This is a genomic window from Clostridium sp. LXY-7 (assembly GCF_056172015.1).
The window spans coordinates 812321-833396 of record NZ_JBLLJL010000001.1 but is presented as its reverse complement, the minus strand read 5'-3'; the positions used below and the strand labels follow the sequence as shown (position 1 = coordinate 833396).

Genomic DNA, 21076 nt, shown 5'->3' with positions numbered 1-21076 from the left:
TTTATATTTTCTTATTTTATACTATAACACTTATTTTTATAATACACTAATCCTCTGTTAATCTGAGTTTCATATTTTAATAACTCAATATTTACAAAATTTATCAAATTATATATCTCTTTATTGTTAGTATTTAATTCTTCATATTCTACACGCAATATCTCTTGTATCTTTTCTATAGCACATTTATGAATTTCAATACTTCTTAAAACTTCTTTAAATATAATTTCTACTTCACTTTGTATTTTTCCCTGTAACTGATCTATACTTCCATTAATCTTATGACATAGTGCTGATGCAATTGCCACCTTGTTATCTATAATTTGTGTTTTCATTTTAACCTTTTGATTCTCTAACTTCTCATCTGGCTTCATAAACATACTTTTTACATTTGTACTTACTGAATTAAAGAATTTTTCATTAGGCATAATATCAACTTCATAATCAATATCATCTAAAAACTTATCATAGTTTTCTAAAAGCTCTTGTGAAAATTCTTCTAATGATTTAGCTACTATAGAATTCATTTCACTACTAAATCCATCATATACTTGAACTACACTATTTCTATTTTTTTCAACCTCTTCTAAGACTTCTAATTGCTCTTCATACAATGTTCCATATTTAGATAGATATACATTGAATTGCTCAAGTATTAAATCATATATGTTTTTATCACACCATTTAACTACAATCTCATTAATAGCCTTTTCACTATCTTCTTTTATAGATGCCATATTATTTAATTCATCAATTAAATGTAAATTTTTCTCGAGAATATCAGGAATAATCATATTTAGTTTATTATTTATATAATCTTTTAGGAACTCACTGTCCTCTTTAATTTTATTGGTTAATAATTTATAAATTCCATCACTATCTTCTTCCATATTTTTGTATTCTACATAGGCACCTTTAATTATATTAATTTCCTTCTTATTAGCTGTATCTTCTAACTCTATCTTATCTTCAATTTTTTCTAACCCATTTGATATATGTTTATAAAAATCTCTAAATCTATACTCCACTAATGATGAAGTAGCTTTTTCTAAAATCTCTTTAATAACTTCTTTAATATTCTTAAATTTACTTCTATCAATAACCTCAATATCTATATCTTCTTCTAAGGATTCTAATATTAAAGTTGTATTGTAGTTTAATGTACTTATATTATGATCTTTACTATCCTTATCAACTAACATAAATATTTTAGCATTATCTTTATTTATACTTAATATATGCTTTATATATGTTATGTCTATTTCTTTAACTTCATTATTCCCATTTAGAACAATTATATTTCCGTCTACTAAACTTGCATATTTAGCCTTATTATATGTTACTAGTGATACATCTAATTCATTTACCAAAGTACCTTCTACTAATATCTCTTTAATTTTCTTCCTATCTACACTATCTTTAATTGCAAATTCTTGTCCACTTATTATAACTACATCTTTATCTTCACAGAATATTTCTTCTCCAATTATTCCGTTTATTTCTTGTTCCATTAACTTATTCTGTAAAACATTAATTCCTACAATAAGATTATTGTTATAGCTCTTTATTTTATTATTAATATTTATAATATCATTCATACTACATAGTTTGCCAATATAGTCTATTTTATCATATAGATATAACCATGGATAACTATTCAAGTTATAAGAATCAGCTTGCATATTTTTTGATGCATTCTCTTTAACATTCAGAACATATTCACTTAAATTTTTATTTTTATTGCTGACTTCAATAATGGATGCTATCTTTGTAGCCGCCTCATATGCCTTATCATATCTAGAATTTTGAATAGCTACATTCATAAAGTAAAATACAAAATCAAATTCATATTCCCTAACATGTTTATTTTCATATTTTACATATCTTATATCTTCATATATTGAATTTAGCACACTTATGCATTGTGGAAAGCTTATAAAATCATAGCTTTCATAATCTACCTTTTTAAAGCACTCTCTTAAATAATTTAAAACCTCAAGTAATGCTTCATCCCATTGCTTTATAGAAGTATATAGTGTAAATACTAAAGTACTCCATTGAACTAATTTTAAATCATTAATTACTGTTTCAAAAAATTGAATAGATTTTTTTACACAGCTGATATCAAACTTTTCATCATATACTAGCATATATTTAATAGCATTAATCCAATGTGAATCCTTTGTTCTCTTATATTCATTAATAGCTATTTCTAACCCATTGCTATATTCTTTACAACTGGTTAAATACTCCACCACATCCACATTCACATTTTCATAAACAGGTAATATCTTTAATATATTTTTTGCTGCTTCATTTGCCTTAATAGGATTATCTAAAGCTTTTGATAAAACATATATATTATAGTTTTTTTGTATGTAAATAAATTCGCCTTCGCCTATTATACTTTCATAAATTTCTAAACCCTCTTCTCCTTGTATTATGTCCGCTATATTTTTTCTTGCCCACATCAACAATTCAAAAAAACTTATATCTGTTTTATTTTTAAGTATTTCATGTTCATATCTATTACCATTCTTTAAACTTTCTTGTAATGCATCTATTACTTTTGAAAAATACTCCTTGGAAAGTTCTATTTTACTTTCACTTAAATAAATTTCTCCTAAGGAATAGTAAGCTACAATCAGGCTTTTAAAATCTTCATATTCCATATTATTCATAATCTTATAGTCTTGCTTTTCTATCACTCTATTAAAATATTCTATTACTTCTTTATCATCTACTTTTGCTTTAAAAGTATATTTTAAGCTCCATTTATAATAAATCTTTAAAGCTAAAGAAGGTTCACAACTTATCTTAGGTTCAGTTAAATTAAGATATATATTGTACTTTTTTATGTTGCTTTTACATTGATTTAAAAAGTTAATTTGATTATCTAAAATCACAATTCTCACTCCTAAATTGCCATAAAATAATTTATGGTCATATTTGCATTGTTTTTTCATCTAAATTTATATTAACATATACTGATACAATGTAAAATAAATTTTATATTAAATCTATTATCTATTAAAATTTATAATAAATATAATTTTTCTATTGTCAAAATTAAATAAACCTCGTATAATGAATTATAAAATTAAATTATTAAAATGCATTGATGAAGAGAAGTATCCTAGGTATAGGTTACAGAGAGGAAATAATGGTGAGATATTTCCACTGATTACTTATGGAGAAGTGCACTTCTGAGCAGAGACCTGAAATTATAGTATGGTTCTCCAGTTAGCCTGTTATAGCTATAGGGTATGTTTGTACCTGAAAAAAAGTGGAATATCTATATAGATGTTTAATTTAGAGTGGAACCGCGGAGTATTTACATAGCTTCGTCTCTTTTAAGTAAGAGACGAGGCTTTTTTATTTTAAATAAAACTTAATTTAAGGAGGAATAATTATGATATATGAAAACGTACTAGACATGGTAGGAAACACACCAGTATTAAAATTAACTAATCTTAGAGAAGACAATATGGCTGAACTTTATATAAAGCTAGAAAAATATAATCCTGGTGGAAGTGTAAAGGACAGAGCAGCCTTAAGCATGATTGAAGAGGCTGAAAATCAAGGGCTTCTAAATAAAAATAGTGTGATAGTTGAGCCAACTAGCGGAAATACCGGTATAGCTCTATGCCTTATTGGTAAACTTAAGGGTTATAAAGTTATTATCGTTATGCCAGATACTATGTCTGTAGAAAGAAGAAATTTAGTGAAATTCTATGGAGGAGAACTTATTTTAACTCCAGGAAAAGAAGGAATGAAAGGCGCTATAAAAAAAGCTGAAGAACTTCTTAGCTTAAACCCTAACTACTTTATGCCTAATCAATTTGATAATATGGCTAATGTAAGCGCTCATTATAACACTACAGCTTTAGAAATTATTAAAGATATCCCTGATTTAGATGCAGTAGTTAGTGGCGTTGGAACTGGTGGTTCAATAACTGGCATTGGGAAAAAACTTAAAGAACTTAATAAGGATATAATCATAAATGCTGTTGAACCTACTGATTCTCCATTTTTATCTACTGGAATTGGTGGAAGTCATAAAATTCAAGGAATTGGAGCAGGATTTAAACCATCCATATATGATGAAACTGTAGTTGACTTTATTACCACAGTAAAAAATCAAGAAGCTTTTGATACTGTGGCCTTATTGGGTGAAAAGGAAGGGTTGTTCTTAGGAATTTCTTCTGGTGCAAGCGTCCATGCAGGAATCTCCCTTGCTAAAAAACTTGGTCCTAATAAAAAGGTTCTAATTATAGCACCAGATGGAGGAGAAAAATACTTGTCTCTAGATTTCTTTTTAAAAGGAGATGAGTAACTATGATCAAGTATATAAGAAATATTAAGAAAAGTGACCCTGCGATAAAGTCATCTCTTGAGGTTTTCTTATACCCTTGCCTCTATTCAATGATGTTTCATCGTATAGCTAATCCTTTATATAAATTTAAAATGTATTTTCTAGCTAGATTAATTTCTCAAATTAGTAGACTTTTAACTGGCATAGAAATTCATCCTGGAGCCACCATAGGTCATAATTTCTTTATAGATCATGGAATGGGTGTGGTTATTGGTGAAACAGCTATAATTGGTAATAATGTAACCCTCTTTCATGGAGTTACCCTTGGTGGCGTTGGATATTCTAAAAGTAAACGTCACCCTACCATAGGTAACAATGTAGTTATAGGTGCTGGAGCTAAAGTTTTAGGTGCAATCGATATTGGTAACAATAGCAAAATAGGCGCTAACTCTGTAGTATTAAAATCAATTCCTGCTAACTCTACTGCTGTTGGAATACCGGCTAAGGTAATAAATTCTAATAAAGATAAACCGAGTAATGTTATTGATTTTTATGGAAGCTATGTAATTTAATTTAAGTTAAAATCACTTTAGATGAAATTGACAAAAACGAGCTAATTACTGACATAATCAGTAATCAGCTCGTTTTTATCTTATTTAAATAAATTCATATACAATTTATTTAGTCATTTCCTTAGACTTATTCATGCAATCTACCATAGCTTCTATAATAGCTGATCTAAATCCACTTTCTTCTAACCTTCTAACAGCTTCTATAGTTGTTCCTCCAGGAGAACATACCATATCCTTTAACTCTCCTGGATGCTTTCCTGTTTCTAGTACCATTTTAGCAGAACCTAATACTGCTTGAGCTGCAAATTTATATGCTTTATCTCTTGGCATTCCACCAATTACTGCACCATCCGCCATAGCTTCAATAAGCATAAATATATAAGCAGGAGAAGATCCACTTACTCCTATCACACTGTGAATTAGATACTCTGGTAATATTTCTGTTTTCCCAAAGCTATCAAATATATCCTTTATCATGTTTAGTTCTTCTTTCCCAACCTTATTGTTTCCACATATACAACTCATTCCCTCGTTAACCAGAGCAGGCGTATTCGGCATAGTTCTAACTATCTTAATCTCTTGAGATAACACACTTTCCATATCTTCTATAGTTATTCCAGCTGCTATAGAAACAATTATTATATCCTTTTTTAATGCTGATTTTATTCCTCTTAATACAGATAAAAATACATTAGGCTTTACTGCAACAAATAATATATCACAAGTTCTAGCTAACTCATTAGAATCACTTACTATGTTAACTCCCAGTTCATCTTTAACTTGCTGCAATTTTACTGTATCTAAATCATATATGTATATATTTGATGCTCCAGTAATTCCTGACTTTATAATTCCTCCCATGATGGCCTTTCCCATATTACCTGAACCTATAAATCCTATAATCTTGTTCACCTTCACCCCTCCATACTTATTATTAATTTAAAACTATTTATTATAATTATCATTTAGATAATTAGGAATACTAACAGTTAAAATTTTACATATTTTATTGGTGTAATTAGCATAATTATGACTTACTGTTGAACTGTAGTGTGCTGAGTCTCCAGGATATAAATCATGCTTTTCATCATTAACAAACAAAGTTACAATACCTTCTAACACATATATAAACTCTTCTCCTTCATGAGTATAAGGAGCTAAAACTTCTTCATTATTGCTTGGTAAAATTTCTACTATTTTAGGAAACATAATCTTATCTCCAGGATTATTAGTAGCTATATAATTTATAAACAACCCATTATCTATTTTGTAAATTTCCCTCATATGGTTCTTCTGTGTATATTTTTCTTTCTTCTTTATAGCACATAAGAAATAGGATAAATCTACCTCCAAAGCATCTGCTATATTAAAAAGTGAATCTGTAGCAATGCTAGTAAGTCCCCTTTCTAACTGAGAAAGAAAACCTGTGGATAATCCTGTCTTCTTGCTTAACTCCTTTAATGTCATGTTTTTATTATTTCTTAATTCCTTAATTTTGCTACCTATAATCTTATTCAAAAGAACCCACCTCTTAAATTTATTAAATATTTTCTATGTACTAATTATTGCCTAAAAGTTTAGAATTGTCTAGTAATTTCTCATCTAACTGAATTTTACTTTATACTTCTGAATTATATGTTATTATTTACATAATTTTAATATAATATATGGATTTTATCTCCATTCCATCGCTTTTCATAAGGTTTTATCTTGACATAATATTTATAATATCACAATTAAATTTCTTAAACTTTTTTAACTTATATTATAAAATTCCCTATAAAGTAATATAAATTAGTAGTAAACTATTATTATATATAATATTAAGATTTTATTATCTTTTATATTTTTATAGATAGGAGTTTTTTATGCGTTACTTATTTATAGTCAATCCTATTGCAGGAAGAGGAAAATCATTAGTATATATAGATAAAATTAAAAAATACTTTTGTGAAAAACATGAAGAAGTCATAATAGAAATCACAAATAGAGAAAATCATGCTACAGAAATAGCTAAGTCCTATTGCACTAAGAAAGACTACCATGTCTTTGCTATTGGAGGTGATGGTACCATTAATGAAGTAATTAATGGGTTAGTTGGAACTGGAAGTACTCTCTCTGTGATTCCTTGTGGTACAGGTAATGATTTTGTACGAAGTTTATATAACAATCATACTTTTGATGATTATTTAACCTCATTGATAAATGGACAATCTACCTACATTGATTTAGCTATGGTTAATAACAGATACTATATGAATATTGCATCCATAGGCTTTGATGGTGAGGTGGTTGAGAATGCTAGAAGATTTAAAAAAGTAAGATTTATTCCTAGTAGTTTATCTTACATGATTTCTGTTGTATATACCTTATTTAAATTTAAATCTACGCATTTGAAAATTGATATTAATGGTAAAATGGTAGAAAAAGAGAGTATTTTATTAGCTTGCGCTAATGGACAATGTTATGGTGGAGGTATATATATAACACCAAAGGCAAAAATTACTGATGGAGAGCTTGATATTTGTCATGTTGAAAATTGTTCACTGCTTAAGATTATATCCTGTATTCCTAAGGTTGCTAATAGAACTCTTCACGAAGTGCCAGTAGTATCCTATGATAAATGTGAAAAAATAACTGTTTCTAGTGATGATACCTTCGTGTTAAATGTTGATGGAGAGCTATTTAGAACTAATATTGCTGAATTTAGAGTAATACCTAATGGACTAAATGTTATGATACCGAAAGAACTCTATGAAGACTACAACATTAACTATGAACCTTCTATGAGTTTTAATTCCACCATATAATTTAAATCTCAAATTACAAAGCCACAGTGAAATATAGATATTCTGTATCTCACTGTGATTTATATTTAAATTTATCTATTGAGTTTTCTTTTCATACTTTGCAAATAATATTAAAGCTACAGCTGAGAAAAATATAGGTCCTGCTATACTCCAAATAGTAGTCGCTATATCTCCATTTATTGCTGGTTCTATGATTGAGAATACATTTGCAAATCCTACTGTAGCTGTTACCAAAATAGTGAATAGAATGGTGCTTCCAGATCCCTTAAACATTGTAAATGGTTTATTTACATGTTCTTTTCTCTTAAATGCAATGAAAGCTCCTGATAAAAACATATAAGGTACAGTCATTGCTACGTTTGTCATTGATACTAAAATATCCACCAATTTAGAAACTGCATCTCCACCAAAGGATACTGCTAATATTATGATTATAACAGTAGCTGCCTGAACGATCATAGCATTTACTGGTAATCCATCCTTCATTTCTGCTATTTTATTTGGCAATAATCCTTTAGGAGATCCAGCTATTAATTGTTTTAGTGGTGCGTAGGTCATAGTAAAAAATGCTCCCATTAATGCGAGTAACATTGAAAGTCCAACTATTCTTGCAATCCATGATCCTATTTGTAGTGCCATGAATTCTGATGTTCCAAATACTGTACCTATTTGATATCCTAAATTTTTCATTATTATATATCCAACATTACCTTTATTAACTACCCCAAATATTCCATTTTCAGATAAAACACTATTCCAATTTGTAAATATCCCTATACAGAATAGTCCTACTGCATATCCTATTGCTATTATTATAGCTGCTAGGGTAATTCCCTTTGGAAAATTTTTATCTGGATTTTCTGTCTCATCAACTAATCCGCCAACAACCTCTATACCACCAAAAGCGAATATGGCAAATACTAAGAAGGACATTACTGATATTGAGCTTTGATAAGATGGATTTGGAGAATTAAAGAAAGCCGCTGTATTAGCTATAGGTTGTGCCAATTTTCCTCCATTTCCTATAAGGACAATAATAGCTCCTACTATAAGTAAAATGTTTAAAAGTGCTACAGCAGTACCTCCAATAGAGGTTACTTTCTTAATTTTTTCTAATCCCTTAGTGGATACAAAAGTTATAAGCATTATTAAAAGTACGCCTAAAACTCCTAATGTCTGTGGTGATGATAAACCAAATAATTTAAAAGTCTGAGTTCTATCCTCTGCAAAAATAGCATTAGATAAAGGTATCCATATAGTTGAGGATATATTAACCATCCAAATAACTGCTGATGTATACCACATGAAAGTTCCTATAAAAGCATATTTCGCATTTACAGATTTCTCCATCCAAGAGTAAATACCTCCAGTTTCATCTTTAAAAGCTGCTCCATATTCAGCCATCATAAATGCAAAGGGTATAAAAAATAATATAGCTGCACCTATAAAGAACGGTATTGATCCATAACCCATTAATAAAAAGGATCTTGGCATATTGTTAAATCCATAAACTGATGTAAATATCATTAAAATAAGTGCCGTTAATGATAACTTCTTCTGATTGTTTGATGACATTTTTTCTCCTCCTTTGTGAAGCAAACCTACTAACCTAATAGACTTTGAATTTTCTTATGCACAATTAAGTTGATAGTATTATGTGAAGAATTCCTTTTAAATATGTAAAATCATAAAAAATGACTATGATTCAAATATTTATTTAAATCATAGTCAAAATCTATTGTTTAAACCATTCTTGTTGCATTTTTAAGCCAATCTTTTTCTTCTCCATTTAAACTTCCTTGTAGTTTCTCAAATACAGTTTTATGATAATCATTTAGCCACTGCTTTTCTTCTTCATTTAAAAAATTTAAATCTATAGCATCTAAATCAAATGGGCAATAAGTTAACACCTTAAACTCCATAAATTTACCATATTCATTCTCTTCTTTGGCTTGAACTGCCACAAGATTCTCTAATCTTATACCATGTTTACCCGCTCTGTATATTCCAGGTTCATTAGATATTATCATACCTTCTTCTAAAATTACATTATTTAATTCTCTTCTAATTCCATGCGGACCTTCGTGAACATTTAATAAATATCCAACTCCATGACCTGTTCCATGTTTATAATCTAATCCTCTGTTCCAAAGAGGTCTTCTTGCTAAAATATCTAGACTACATCCTGGAGTTCCATATAGGAAAACTGCTGAAGATAAGTTTAAGTTTCCTTTCAATACTAAAGTATAATCGGTCTTTTCTTCCTCTGTTAATTCACCAACAACTATAGTTCTTGTAATATCTGTAGTTCCATCTAGATATTGAGCACCTGAGTCTATTAGATATAATCCTCTATTTTGAAGTTTCGCTTGATTTTCCTTTGAAGCTTTATAATGTACTATGGCTCCGTTTGGTCCATAACCTGAAATACTATCAAAGCTTATATCTATAAAGCCTTCTCCTAGTTCTCTAAACTCTCTTAACTTATCTGATACACTTATTTCAGTAAGTTCTTCAGTTTTTATAGCTTCCTTAAGCCATTTTAAGAATTTAACCATAGCAACTCCATCTTTAACTTGGCAATTCTCAATATTTTCAAGTTCAATTCTATTCTTTTTAGCCTTTAACTCTGTAGTTATATTTCTTCTTTCAACAACTTTTACACCTTGTGGTATAGCTTTTTTAAGCCAAACGTTAGTCTTAGTAGCATCATAAGTTATATTCTCATTTAACTTCTCAACATCTAAAACCACCTCATCATAGCTCTTGACTTGAACATTAGCTTCCTTCAATATCTCTTCTATAGATGAAGTTATTTTATCCATATCAATATATAATGTTACATTTTCTTTCTCTATTAATAAATAGCTTAAAAATACAGGATTACAAGGCACATCCTGCCCTCTCAGATTTAAAGTCCATGCAATATCATCTAGGGATGCCAATAAGAAATTATCTATTTTCTCATTTTTCATTATTGATCTGACTTCTTTAATTTTCTCTGATGCAGATTTACCCGTATATTTTAATTCATGTATAAATAGATTTCCTTTAGGCATTGATGGTCTATCTTTCCATATTTCATCAATAATATCTTCTTCTGACTTTATATTAACTCTCCTATTTTTTAAAGTGTCTTCTAATTTAGCTAACTCTGACACTGTAAATACTTTTCCATTAAATGCTATAGTTTCACCATCTTTAACAGTGTCTAAGATCCATTGAGTTGGATTTTTAACTCCTGGCTCACCCATTTTTTCAAGTATATATTCCGTTCCTTTAAGTTGCTGTTCTGCCTGTAAAAAATATCTTCCATCTGTCCAAAGATGAGCTTCTTTTAAAGTCACAATTACAGTACCTGCTGAACCCGTAAAGCCAGAAATCCATTCTCTTACTCTAAAGTATTCACTTACATATTCACTTCCATGATTGTCAGCACTAGGGATAATAAATATATCTATTCCCTTATTTCCCATTATTTCTCTTAAGTTTTGTAATTTTTTATTAATGTTCATATTACCACTCCTTTAGTTCAGCATTATAATCTTAATATGTGAATTTTATATTTTAAAATACACTCCTTATTACCTAAGTTCTGTACAAACAAAACTTAGGTAATTTCCACATTATGGTTTCCCGAAATAAGTCTAGTAGGCTTAGCCTAAAATATTGGAATCTAAAAGAATATTACTGATAATAATGACAGGTAATTGTATACAATTATAAGCTTTGTATTTGTATGATTAGTATTATCTTAAATTTTCTTGTGTATAATAGGCTATCCCTATTGCTCCTGGACCTACATGAGCACCTATTACTGGTCCTATATCTTGTATTAAAATTTCCACATTTAAGAGTTCCTTAACTTTATTAGCTAAAACTCTTCCCTCTTCTTCACAATTGATATGATGTATTATTATTTGTCCTAGTCCTTTTAATTTTATATCCTCATAAGTCTTATCTATCATTTTATTTATAGCTCTTTGTTTTGTTCTTACCTTCTCATATACAGTAGTTTTTCCATTCTCTACAGTTAGTATTGGTACTATTTGAAGCACTTTTCCTAATAACGCGGCAGCACTTCCTATTCTTCCACCTTTTTTTAAATACTCTAAAGTGCTTGGTATAAATAAAAATCTACTTTTTTTTATCATATTATTAGCTATATGAACCACATCTTCAAAAGAATTACCTTCTTGTGCAGCCTTAGCTGTTTCTATAACACAGTATCCCATTTGCATACAATTAGTTTGAGAATCTATCATCTCTATCTTTGCCTTTGGATATTTTTCTAATAACATTTCCTTTATAACCGTATTAGCACTAGAATAAGTTCCACTCATATCTGAAGATATAAAAATTCCTATTACATCATGGCCTTCTTTTATTTGATTTTCAAAAACCTCATATAAATCTGCTACACTTGGCTGAGAAGAAGTTGGAATACTATCTAGCGTTTCAACTTTTCTATAAAAAAACTTATTGTCTATTTCTGTTTCTTTATAACTATTATTCTCTAATATAACACTTAAAGGTACTTCTGTAATATCATATTGACTTTTTATCTCCACAGGTATATAACTGGTACTATCTGTAATTATCTTAATACCCACTTTTACACCTCCAAATTTATTTTATAGATATTTCATATAATTCAAATTATAACAACTATTATACTTTAAAATACTATTTTATTTATATAAATTTTATGTTAATTACATTTATTAAAATATTGTACTACATAAAATTAAAAATAATGCTATTTCTATAATTTCATTATTAGCTCCCAATGTATCCCCTGATAGTCCACCGATTCTCCTTACACAGTATATATTAAATATAGACGAAATCACCATTGCTGCTACTATTAATAACAGTATGGTTTCTATTGAAAAAAACAAATTCCCTATGGCTACTGTTAATATAATACCTCCAATGAAATATATAATATTAGTATTTCCGATAAAAAGATTTCCTGTGCCATTCTTTTTAGCAGTCTTACCTATTAGGCTTAAATACACTAATGATAGCCTACTAATACATGGTACAACTATTATCATATAAGCTAAATCTTTAGTTCCTAAATAATATATTCCTACTATTTTAAATATTATTTCCATAATTAGTGCAATAACTCCAAAGGTTCCTACTCTACTATCCTTCATTATTTCTATAATTCGATCTTTACCTTTAAATGCAAAAAATCCATCACAGGTATCTCCAAGTCCATCCATATGAAGCCCTCCCGTAATAAATATTCCACTTAATACTGTTAGCACTGCAGCTATAGGTAATGGCAGAATCTGATAGCTACCCATAAAAACTAAATACTCTAAAGCTCCAATAATAGCTCCTACCACTGAAAAATATAAGGTCCCCTTTTTAAAATTATCTTGCTCACATTTAAGTGATATATTCACTGGGAGTCTAGTTATAAATTGAAAGACCAGTAAAAAATCATTAAATAACATCTTTCCTCTTCCTATGGCTCCAGCTACTATAATACCTACAATAATTCCTATATTTATTGCTATATTCATTTTCTATCTATCCTTTCATCTTCATAGGGCATCCGCAACACACTAAATACACTTCATCGCTCAAGCTTCCTACATGTTGATTTATAAATCCTTGCATATCTCTAAAAACTCTAGAAAGTCTTGATTCTGGAACCAATCCCCATCCTACTTCATTAGTTATGAGCACCAGCTCCTTATTTAAACTTCTACATGTATTTATAAGCAGAGTAAATTGTTCCTTTATATATGTACAAACCCTATCCACTTCTTCATCACTAACCTTATCATAGTCCCAATATTTATCAAACATTAAGTTTGTACTCATTATAGTTACACAATCTAAGAATATATTTTTTTCCTTATAGTTTTTTATTTTTTCGTGTAAATTTTCATATCCCTCTAAAGTCTTCCAATTTTGATTTCTACTATCTTTATGTTTTTGAATTCTATGTGCCATTTCCTCATCTGTAACTATAGCTGTAGCAACATATAATACATCATCAATTCCCTTATAAAGACTTTCTCCAAAGGTACTTTTTCCACTTCTACTTCCACCAGTAACCAAAGTAACCTTACTCATATTAACTCCTCCTTATTTTATATTCTTGTATTTTTTACAGTTGTTTTAAAGGATACCTTCAACTCTTATAAAATACAATCTCTCTAGTAGTAAAACTAAATTTATGACTTAACACATTCTATATTTCTAATGGAATAATACTATCAATATAAAAATATCCATGCTCTAATTTAATAATTGATAAATCACCATTACGTGATGAAAACCTCCAGTAATTATCTAAGTTTCCATCTAAAATGTAGCAATACATTGCTCTAATTACCCCTCCATGGGTGGCAATAAGTATATTTTCCAATTCTTTTTCCTGATTTTCTAGCTCCTTCATAAAACTTACTACTCTCTCATAAAATTCAATAAAACTCTCTCCCTTAGGAGGATTATGTAATTTCCAATCTCTAGTCCACATTTCATACTCTTCTTTATATGCTTCCTGTAGTTCATTAAAAGTTTTCCCTTCAAAATCTCCAAAATCTCTTTCATTTAATCTCTTATCTATGAATAAATCCCTTCCATTATATATATGTTCTAAGGTATCTTTTGCCCTTTGCTTTTCACTACAAAAGACCCGTTGAAATTTCATGCTCTCTAATTTTTTACCTAGTAAATTCCCCTGTTCTTCTCCTTTATGTGTAAGTTTGCAATCAATGGCTCCATAATAGGTTCTTTTTATATTTTCTTCTGTTTCTCCATGTCTTACTAAGTAAATATTCATCATTTACTCCTCTTCCCATAAATTTATATAATCATCCTTTACTACTCCTGAACTTTCAAATGACCCCATATTATGTGCTGTAAATAATGCACTCTCTATTATACTAAATGCTATAGGGCATCCTGTTCCTTCGCCTAATCTCATTCCTAAATTAAGCATAGGTTTTAGTCCTAGCTTCTGCAGTACGTATTCTGACCCTGGTTCCTTAGATAGGTGTGAAGCAATCATAAAATCTCTAGCTTTCTCACATAATTTGAAAGCACAAAGAGCTGCTGCAGAAGAAATTAACCCATCTATAACTATTGGTACTCTATGTGCAGCTCCTCCTAAAAACACACCACAAAGTCCAGCTATATCAAGTCCACCTACCTTACTGATTACATCTATTACATCATCCTTATTTGGAGAATTAATGTCTAAAACTTTTTTCACTATTCTTCTTTTATTTTCTAGAGCTTCCTCTGTCAATCCTGAACCTTTTCCAACTATTAAATCACTTTCTAAATCTGTTAAAGCACATATAACTGTTGCAGAAGTAGTAGTGTTGCCAACTCCCATCTCACCAGTTCCAATTAAGTCATAACCTTTCTTTACTAGCTCACTAACAATTTCGATTCCAACCTCTATTGCTTTTATAGCCTCTTCCCTTGACATAGCTGGTCCCTTTGCCATATTCTTAGTTCCATAATTAATTTTTTTATTTATTATACCTTCAACGTCAAAGTCTTTATCTACTCCAATATCCACCACTGTGAGATCAGTATTATAAAACTTACTTAAGTTACAAACTCCCGTGGTTCCTTTGATAAAATTTTCTGTAACAGTAGATGTAACTTCCTTAGGACAAGACGATATCCCCTCTTCAATGATACCATTATCACTACACATTATAACTATGTTTTTCTTATTTATACACTTAACCTCATTACCTCTTATACCATAAAGCTTAACAACTAAATCTTCTAATGTACCAAGGCTACCAATAGGCTTACAAAGATTGTTTAATACTCGCTTTCCTTCAATCATAGCCTCTTTATCTAATACTGAAATATTTTCTAATGTCTGCTCTAATAAACCCATATCATTTCCTCCATCCAAAATTTGTATCTACTCCTGGGGTCGTTCCAATTTATGGAATGACCCCAGGGGTGCTTCCATAAATTGAAAACACCCTTCCTAAGGAAGGGTGTTACAAGAATAATTTATACACTAAATATAATCTTTATTTAAATCATTCTGCCATCTACCATCCCTCCGTGGTATAAGCATAGCTTCAGGCAGGTCTCCTGACTAACGGCCTTAAAAGCTTATCCTTCCCAACAAAAATATATCAGTGGTTAAGGCTCTACATCCGTATACAGTAGCGGGGGCTGTAGTGGATTTTCACCACTTTCCCTATTCAACCATAAAATAAAACTTTTTCACAATCTTCATAAAGATTTTACTATATATGGCTTTATACTCTAAAGAGTACCATAAAACTAATTCTTATTTAATTATCTACCTTGTAAATTATATATTACAATAGAATTATATTCAAGTTGCTTATTTTTTATGTTTTAAGATGACATAGGTCTATAAACATAACAAAATAGGATAAGAAATAACTTTTGTATATGGTATGATATTATATTATTGTCCTAGGTAAATAAAATTAAGGGGGTATCAATATGGATTATATAGAATTAATTCAAAAAACCATAGATTACATTGATGAAAATATAAAAGAAGAAATAACTGTAGGTTCCTTGGCAAAAATTGCTGGTTTCTCAACCTATCACTACTACAAAATATTTAGTAGTTTTATAGGTTTATCAGTAATGGAATATATAACCCAGAGAAAACTTCAATTTGCCTTATTGGAACTTAATCAGGGATATAAAATAATTGATGTTGCTATGAATTATGGCTTTGATACCCATGCTGGTTTCACAAAAGCTTTTAAACGTTCTTTTGGTTATCCACCAAGTATCTATAGGATACATGCCCCAAAGGGTTTACCACCAAAAATAAATTTATATAAATCTAAAATAAATAAAACTGGAGGTATTATAATGCAACCTAAAATAATTGAGAAGCCCGCTTTTAAAGTTGTTGGCTATGAAATTAAAAATAATCTTAAAAATATACTTCACACAAGAGATATCCCTGCCTTTTGGTCTCAAAGAGGACTTGATACTAATTGGGAAGATAAGCTTTATACTGTTTTGAATCCGCCAAAGCATGGTGAATATTGTATTTGTATTAATACCAATGTAGATACAGATGATTTTTCTTGCTTATTATCTGTGGCTGTAGATAATTTCGATTTAGCTACTGAAGATATGTATAAATTAGAAGTTCCAATTGCAACCTATGCTGTATTTACCACTCCACCTGTAGATGATAAAGATTTCGTAGACTCTATACAAGGTACTTGGAAGTATATTTTAGAAGAATGGTTTCCTAATTCTCAATATGAAATTGATGATGATAAATTTGATTTTGAATACTACGATGAACATTGCCATCCATGGGAATACGAAAAAGTTACCATGGAAATATATATCCCTATAAAATTAAGAAAATAGAATTTATAAATGAAATGTGAAGCATTTTATTTTAGGTAAAGGCGCCGTAGGCATAGGTAAATACTCACTGCGTTCGTGGTAAGGCGTCACTTTGTGACATGTAAGGAGCAACCTATGGTTGTCCTTACCTAAATAAATTACTTCGTAACTTATTTATATTCTGCTCCTGCTCCAATCTTTGTCACTTGAACAGCTACCATTTCCTCATTATCACCATTTATAATTTCATGCCATTCTCCAGTAGGCACAAAAACTGTACTTCCCACATTTACATCAGAAATTTCTTCTCCTGATTTCATTTTCCCATTCCCCTTTAAGAAAAAGAAAATTTGTTCACCACTTGGATGTCTATGTATCTTTAATATTTGGCCTGGTTTAAAATAGTAAACTTCTGAGGTCATATCATTTCCTGCAAATACAGGCATCTTTGGCACTGCTGTATCATTGTATTGTACTAAGCTACCATCTAATAGATGTTTTTGATTTTTATCCATTGTAAGTTCCTCCTCTAATATAAAAGTATTTAAATACTCTTTACTATTGTTTCTTTACTAAATGGATACTATGTTATACTTTTCTTTATTATCTATAGCACTCTTAAAATTATTTGTATTTATTATAAGCTGCTCAATAGTTCTCATATTAAAATTTCACTGGCCTTATCACAAGATTTTCAAGATATACACTCCATATTACAGAATTTATATGTTATAATAATATGAAAATTATTATAATCATAGAAAGGATTGTATTAAATGGATAATTTTAAACATACTTTAATTAAGATGTTGAAATCTTATATATTATTATTTTCTGTATTATGTGCAGTATTTTTATTATTAACGAATTTAGTTCTTAAAAATTGGAGTATTAGTTTTATAATTACTTTAATTTTTGCTGCCTTGCTAATAGTTACTAATCTAATAATTATGCTACCTATAAAAAATCTTTCCCAAAAATTCACTACAGAAATTGAAGATATTAAAAAAGGAGATTTTACATCACTCATTAAATTAAAAGATCATAAATCTAATAAAACCTTTGATAAGCTAATTGACTCTACCAGCGAAATACTTTCTAACTTTAAAGAACTCATTGAACATTCTTTTTCCATAGGTAAAACTATTATATCTTCAACTAAACAAGTTCATAAAACTGCTGATGAATCTTTAATAGTGATGGAACATATCTCTAAAACTATTGAAGATATATCCTTAGGTGCTATGGACCAATCTTCTCAAAGTAATGCTTGCGAGTCGCTTATTGAAGCACTATCTTCTGAAATAGAAACTCTACATAGTAGCTCTAATGTTATTGTAGCTGAAACTACTAAAATAAATGATTTGAGTAAAACTGGAAGTGCGTCTTTAGATTTTCTTCGTAATAAAACTGAAGATACAGTTAAATCTACTGAACAAATTTCTATTGCTGTAGATAATCTTACAAATAAAATCAAAGATATTTCTGTATTTGTAGATTCTATAGAGAATATTGCTGATCAAACTAATTTACTTGCTCTTAATGCAGCTATAGAAGCTGCTCGTGCTGGAGATGCTGGCAAAGGATTTGGCGTAGTTGCTGATGAAATTAGAAAATTAGCAGATGAAAGCAGAAAGTCTACAGAAGAAATAAAAACATTAGTGGAAACTATAATAGCGGAATCATTACAGGCATCATCTGCTATGAGTGCCATGAATAAAGCTACTGATGAACAAACTAATGCAGTGGATAATACTGATAGTTCTTTTAAAGACATTACTTCTGCTATATCTTTTATCTTAGTTAAAATTAATCTTGCCTATGAATCAATAGTTAAAATTAATGAAGATAAAGAAGCTGTACTTAATGTTATACAAAATATAGCAGAAGTAGCAGAAACCACTGCTGCTTGCACTGAAGAAGTAGCAAGCACTACTGAAACTCAACGCTCATCCATGGAAGACATGAAAAATACTACTACTACTTTAAATTCATTAGTAGACAAGCTGGATAACCTATTATCTAAGTATAAAATTTAAACACGCAAAATATACTATTTAAGATATTCTTTCTATATAATAAAAAAGATCTGATTCAAAATTTAAAATCAGATCTTTTTTATTTACATTTCCACTTTATATTAATAATATATGTTTTATCATGAGCTCTGTATTAAGACATAGTCACATCTTTTAATCATTTATCTACATTATAGACATTAATTATCTCTAATCTTTTGCAGTAATCTTAATATCTCAAGATACATCCATATTAATGTTACTAAAGTTGAAAAAGCTCCATACCATTCCATATATTTTGGGGCACCATAATTCGAAGCATTTTTTATAAAGTCGAAATCTAAAAGCAGATTTGAGGATGCTACAAATACTAATAAAAGTGATACTCCAATACCTATTGGTCCACCTGAATGTATGTATGGTACAAACACTCCAAATAAAGAAAGTATAAAAGTAATTAAATAAACAATACCTACTGCTGCAGTGGCTACTATTATAATTCTTCTAAGCTTCATACTTACTCCACCTAAAGACCTATATATCATTGCCACTGAAATTGCAGTTGCCATAGTAAGCATTATTGCAGGTAGCACCACGCCTGGATACCACATGTCTGCTACATAGGATATGCTTCCAACAACTAAACCTTCTGTTATAGCATATAATATTGATGTAATAAGAGCTATTCTAGGTACAAAAGTTGTAACTAAAGCTAAAACCAATGAAGCTAAAGCTCCTATAATAACTAATTTTGTAGCCCAATAATCATTTCCTACTAGTAATAGGTTCCAAGTCAATGCAGAAGATATAATTGTTATAATTACTAAGAATATTGTTTTAACTGATGTTCCAACTATCGTCATAGCTGAACTGTTACTATAGTCTCCTATATTTTCAAATCCTTTTTTTAAAAAACCGTTTTTTTGAGCCATATGTCTTCTCCTTTCTAAAAATAATTATATTAATTATATTACTTTATCTATTGTTTTTAAGCATGTCCTTAAATTATTTATATAAATTTAATAATTTTTCATTAGTTATTAGTAATTATATACCTATTTAATTATTATATACATCTATTTTATGATTTCGATTTAACTATTAAGTTGATTAATAAAACTTCTTTCTAATATTTTTCTCCAAAAGCGTATATCACTGGCATTGTAAAAGAAATGCCTCTGTAATCTGCATAATCTTCAAGTCTCTTAAAAACCTCTGCTTTAAAATTATTAAATACATCTTCTCCTAAATTTTCTATTGCTTCAAAGGTTCCTCTTACTGCATTACACCACATTTCTTCCCACCATTCATTTTTATCCTTATATATAACCTGTGGTGACTCTTCATATACTCTAATATTTACAAAGCCCGAGCCCTTTAATATATTTTTTATATCTTCTCCTGTGCTAAATTTAATCTCCTCCGATTTTTTAAGCTGTGGTTTTTTAACTTCTGGTGTTGGTAAATATTTATTTGTGAGCTCTACTAACCACTTTTGATCAGGTTGCACTCCCCATATGCTACATCCGAACTCGCCACCCACTTTAAGTGTTCTTGATACTTCTCCTAACTTACTATCACTAAACAATAAACATCCAATACTAAAGCCACAAATTATATTATCGAAAGCTTCATCTTCAAATTGTAATTCTTCGGCATCCATGGTCATAACTTTAACATTAGTTACACTTTTTTTCGTTATTTCCCTTTTAGTTTCTCTAACCATATTTTCTGATATATCAATGCCTATAACTTGTCCATATCCCCCAGACTTAGTGGCTGCTGGAAATAATGATGCTCCTCTTCCCATTCCAATATCTAATACTCTAGCCTTCTCTTTAATATTTGAATACTTAACTAATTTATTTCCAAAGCACTCCCAATACTTAGGCCCTACTTGCCCAAAATTAAGGGCTACCTTGTCCCATATATTTATAACTTTTTGTTTGGAATTATTTTTGTTCAAATTAATCTACCCCTTGATTTTTAATTTAGCTACTT

At 29.5% G+C, this 21076-nt stretch carries 18 protein-coding genes, 1 riboswitch and 1 other annotated feature; of the genes, 5 read left to right on the top strand and 13 right to left on the bottom strand.

The features are described from left to right. Positions 1–11 precede the first annotated feature (11 nt). Complete coding sequence (locus ACI48Q_RS03955) at positions 12–2906, bottom strand: hypothetical protein (RefSeq protein WP_474917743.1); 2895 nt, start codon at positions 2904–2906, stop codon at positions 12–14. A gap of 203 nt (positions 2907–3109) precedes the next feature. Continuing rightward, positions 3110–3355, top strand: a binding site (T-box leader). 57 nt (positions 3356–3412) lie between these two features. Here ACI48Q_RS03955 and cysK point away from each other — a divergent pair. Together cysK and epsC are read left to right on the top strand one after the other, a co-directional pair. Further along, positions 3413–4336 (top strand): cysteine synthase A, encoded by a 924-nt coding sequence (cysK, locus tag ACI48Q_RS03950; RefSeq protein ID WP_474917742.1) that lies wholly within the window; start codon positions 3413–3415, stop codon positions 4334–4336. 2 nt (positions 4337–4338) lie between these two features. Next, positions 4339–4887: a serine O-acetyltransferase EpsC gene (epsC, locus tag ACI48Q_RS03945; RefSeq protein ID WP_474917741.1), complete on the top strand. Its 549-nt coding sequence runs from the start codon at positions 4339–4341 to the stop codon at positions 4885–4887. A gap of 105 nt (positions 4888–4992) precedes the next feature. Here epsC and proC read toward each other — a convergent pair whose 3' ends face one another. Then, positions 4993–5799 (bottom strand): pyrroline-5-carboxylate reductase, encoded by an 807-nt coding sequence (proC, locus tag ACI48Q_RS03940; protein WP_474917740.1) that lies wholly within the window; start codon positions 5797–5799, stop codon positions 4993–4995. 33 nt (positions 5800–5832) lie between these two features. After that, complete coding sequence (locus tag ACI48Q_RS03935; RefSeq protein ID WP_474917739.1) at positions 5833–6405, bottom strand: helix-turn-helix domain-containing protein; 573 nt, start codon at positions 6403–6405, stop codon at positions 5833–5835. Positions 6406–6755: 350 nt separating this feature from the next. Between ACI48Q_RS03935 and ACI48Q_RS03930 the strand changes: the two genes are divergently transcribed. Next, entirely contained in the window at positions 6756–7697 is a 942-nt protein-coding gene (locus tag ACI48Q_RS03930; protein WP_474917738.1) for a diacylglycerol/lipid kinase family protein, read from the top strand. A gap of 75 nt (positions 7698–7772) precedes the next feature. On the opposite strand, the gene yjeM is transcribed toward ACI48Q_RS03930, so the two are convergent. From yjeM to cobT, 7 genes are all read right to left on the bottom strand, one after another. Further along, positions 7773–9272 (bottom strand): glutamate/gamma-aminobutyrate family transporter YjeM, encoded by a 1500-nt coding sequence (gene yjeM / locus ACI48Q_RS03925; protein WP_474917737.1) that lies wholly within the window; start codon positions 9270–9272, stop codon positions 7773–7775. Between the two features lie 167 nt (positions 9273–9439). Next, positions 9440–11212: an aminopeptidase P family protein gene (locus ACI48Q_RS03920; RefSeq protein WP_474917736.1), complete on the bottom strand. Its 1773-nt coding sequence runs from the start codon at positions 11210–11212 to the stop codon at positions 9440–9442. 234 nt (positions 11213–11446) lie between these two features. Further along, positions 11447–12310, bottom strand: coding sequence for a DegV family protein (locus tag ACI48Q_RS03915; protein ID WP_474917735.1), 864 nt, complete (start codon positions 12308–12310; stop codon positions 11447–11449). 111 nt (positions 12311–12421) lie between these two features. Beyond that, on the bottom strand, positions 12422–13237 hold the full coding sequence (cobS, locus tag ACI48Q_RS03910) for an adenosylcobinamide-GDP ribazoletransferase (RefSeq protein ID WP_474917734.1): 816 nt from the start codon (positions 13235–13237) through the stop codon (positions 12422–12424). A gap of 7 nt (positions 13238–13244) precedes the next feature. Beyond that, positions 13245–13796: a bifunctional adenosylcobinamide kinase/adenosylcobinamide-phosphate guanylyltransferase gene (gene cobU, locus ACI48Q_RS03905; RefSeq protein ID WP_474917733.1), complete on the bottom strand. Its 552-nt coding sequence runs from the start codon at positions 13794–13796 to the stop codon at positions 13245–13247. 118 nt (positions 13797–13914) lie between these two features. Then, complete coding sequence (gene cobC / locus ACI48Q_RS03900) at positions 13915–14508, bottom strand: alpha-ribazole phosphatase (RefSeq protein WP_474917732.1); 594 nt, start codon at positions 14506–14508, stop codon at positions 13915–13917. A 3-nt stretch (positions 14509–14511) separates the two neighbouring features. After that, positions 14512–15588, bottom strand: coding sequence for a nicotinate-nucleotide--dimethylbenzimidazole phosphoribosyltransferase (cobT, locus tag ACI48Q_RS03895; protein WP_474917731.1), 1077 nt, complete (start codon positions 15586–15588; stop codon positions 14512–14514). Positions 15589–15767: 179 nt separating this feature from the next. Beyond that, a riboswitch (cobalamin riboswitch) is annotated at positions 15768–15931 on the bottom strand. Positions 15932–16178: 247 nt separating this feature from the next. On the opposite strand from cobT, the gene ACI48Q_RS03890 reads away from it, so the two are divergent. Then, positions 16179–17078 (top strand): AraC family transcriptional regulator, encoded by a 900-nt coding sequence (locus ACI48Q_RS03890; RefSeq protein ID WP_474917730.1) that lies wholly within the window; start codon positions 16179–16181, stop codon positions 17076–17078. A gap of 149 nt (positions 17079–17227) precedes the next feature. On the opposite strand, the gene ACI48Q_RS03885 is transcribed toward ACI48Q_RS03890, so the two are convergent. Further along, positions 17228–17572: a cupin domain-containing protein gene (locus ACI48Q_RS03885; RefSeq protein WP_474917729.1), complete on the bottom strand. Its 345-nt coding sequence runs from the start codon at positions 17570–17572 to the stop codon at positions 17228–17230. Between the two features lie 261 nt (positions 17573–17833). Between ACI48Q_RS03885 and ACI48Q_RS03880 the strand changes: the two genes are divergently transcribed. Next, positions 17834–19096 (top strand): methyl-accepting chemotaxis protein, encoded by a 1263-nt coding sequence (locus tag ACI48Q_RS03880; RefSeq protein ID WP_474917728.1) that lies wholly within the window; start codon positions 17834–17836, stop codon positions 19094–19096. A 179-nt stretch (positions 19097–19275) separates the two neighbouring features. Here the strand turns inward: ACI48Q_RS03880 and ACI48Q_RS03875 are convergent, their stop codons facing one another. Continuing rightward, entirely contained in the window at positions 19276–20007 is a 732-nt protein-coding gene (locus tag ACI48Q_RS03875) for a Bax inhibitor-1/YccA family protein (protein WP_474917727.1), read from the bottom strand. A 194-nt stretch (positions 20008–20201) separates the two neighbouring features. Further along, positions 20202–21041: a class I SAM-dependent methyltransferase gene (locus tag ACI48Q_RS03870; RefSeq protein WP_474917726.1), complete on the bottom strand. Its 840-nt coding sequence runs from the start codon at positions 21039–21041 to the stop codon at positions 20202–20204. Between the last annotated feature and the right edge of the window lie 35 nt (positions 21042–21076).

Excerpts from the sequence above, each read along its gene's own strand:
- cobC (WP_474917732.1), bottom strand. The coding sequence starts at position 14,508 with ATGAATATTTACTTAGTAAGACATGGAGAAACAGAAGAAAATATAAAA.
- cobT (WP_474917731.1), bottom strand. The coding sequence starts at position 15,588 with ATGGGTTTATTAGAGCAGACATTAGAAAATATTTCAGTATTAGATAAA.
- ACI48Q_RS03875 (WP_474917727.1), bottom strand. The coding sequence starts at position 20,007 with ATGGCTCAAAAAAACGGTTTTTTAAAAAAAGGATTTGAAAATATAGGA.
- yjeM (WP_474917737.1), bottom strand. The coding sequence starts at position 9,272 with ATGTCATCAAACAATCAGAAGAAGTTATCATTAACGGCACTTATTTTA.
- cobU (WP_474917733.1), bottom strand. The coding sequence starts at position 13,796 with ATGAGTAAGGTTACTTTGGTTACTGGTGGAAGTAGAAGTGGAAAAAGT.
- ACI48Q_RS03885 (WP_474917729.1), bottom strand. The coding sequence starts at position 17,572 with ATGGATAAAAATCAAAAACATCTATTAGATGGTAGCTTAGTACAATAC.
- ACI48Q_RS03930 (WP_474917738.1), top strand. The coding sequence starts at position 6,756 with ATGCGTTACTTATTTATAGTCAATCCTATTGCAGGAAGAGGAAAATCA.
- epsC (WP_474917741.1), top strand. The coding sequence starts at position 4,339 with ATGATCAAGTATATAAGAAATATTAAGAAAAGTGACCCTGCGATAAAG.
- ACI48Q_RS03920 (WP_474917736.1), bottom strand. The coding sequence starts at position 11,212 with ATGAACATTAATAAAAAATTACAAAACTTAAGAGAAATAATGGGAAAT.
- ACI48Q_RS03880 (WP_474917728.1), top strand. The coding sequence starts at position 17,834 with ATGGATAATTTTAAACATACTTTAATTAAGATGTTGAAATCTTATATA.
- cobS (WP_474917734.1), bottom strand. The coding sequence starts at position 13,237 with ATGAATATAGCAATAAATATAGGAATTATTGTAGGTATTATAGTAGCT.
- cysK (WP_474917742.1), top strand. The coding sequence starts at position 3,413 with ATGATATATGAAAACGTACTAGACATGGTAGGAAACACACCAGTATTA.
- ACI48Q_RS03890 (WP_474917730.1), top strand. The coding sequence starts at position 16,179 with ATGGATTATATAGAATTAATTCAAAAAACCATAGATTACATTGATGAA.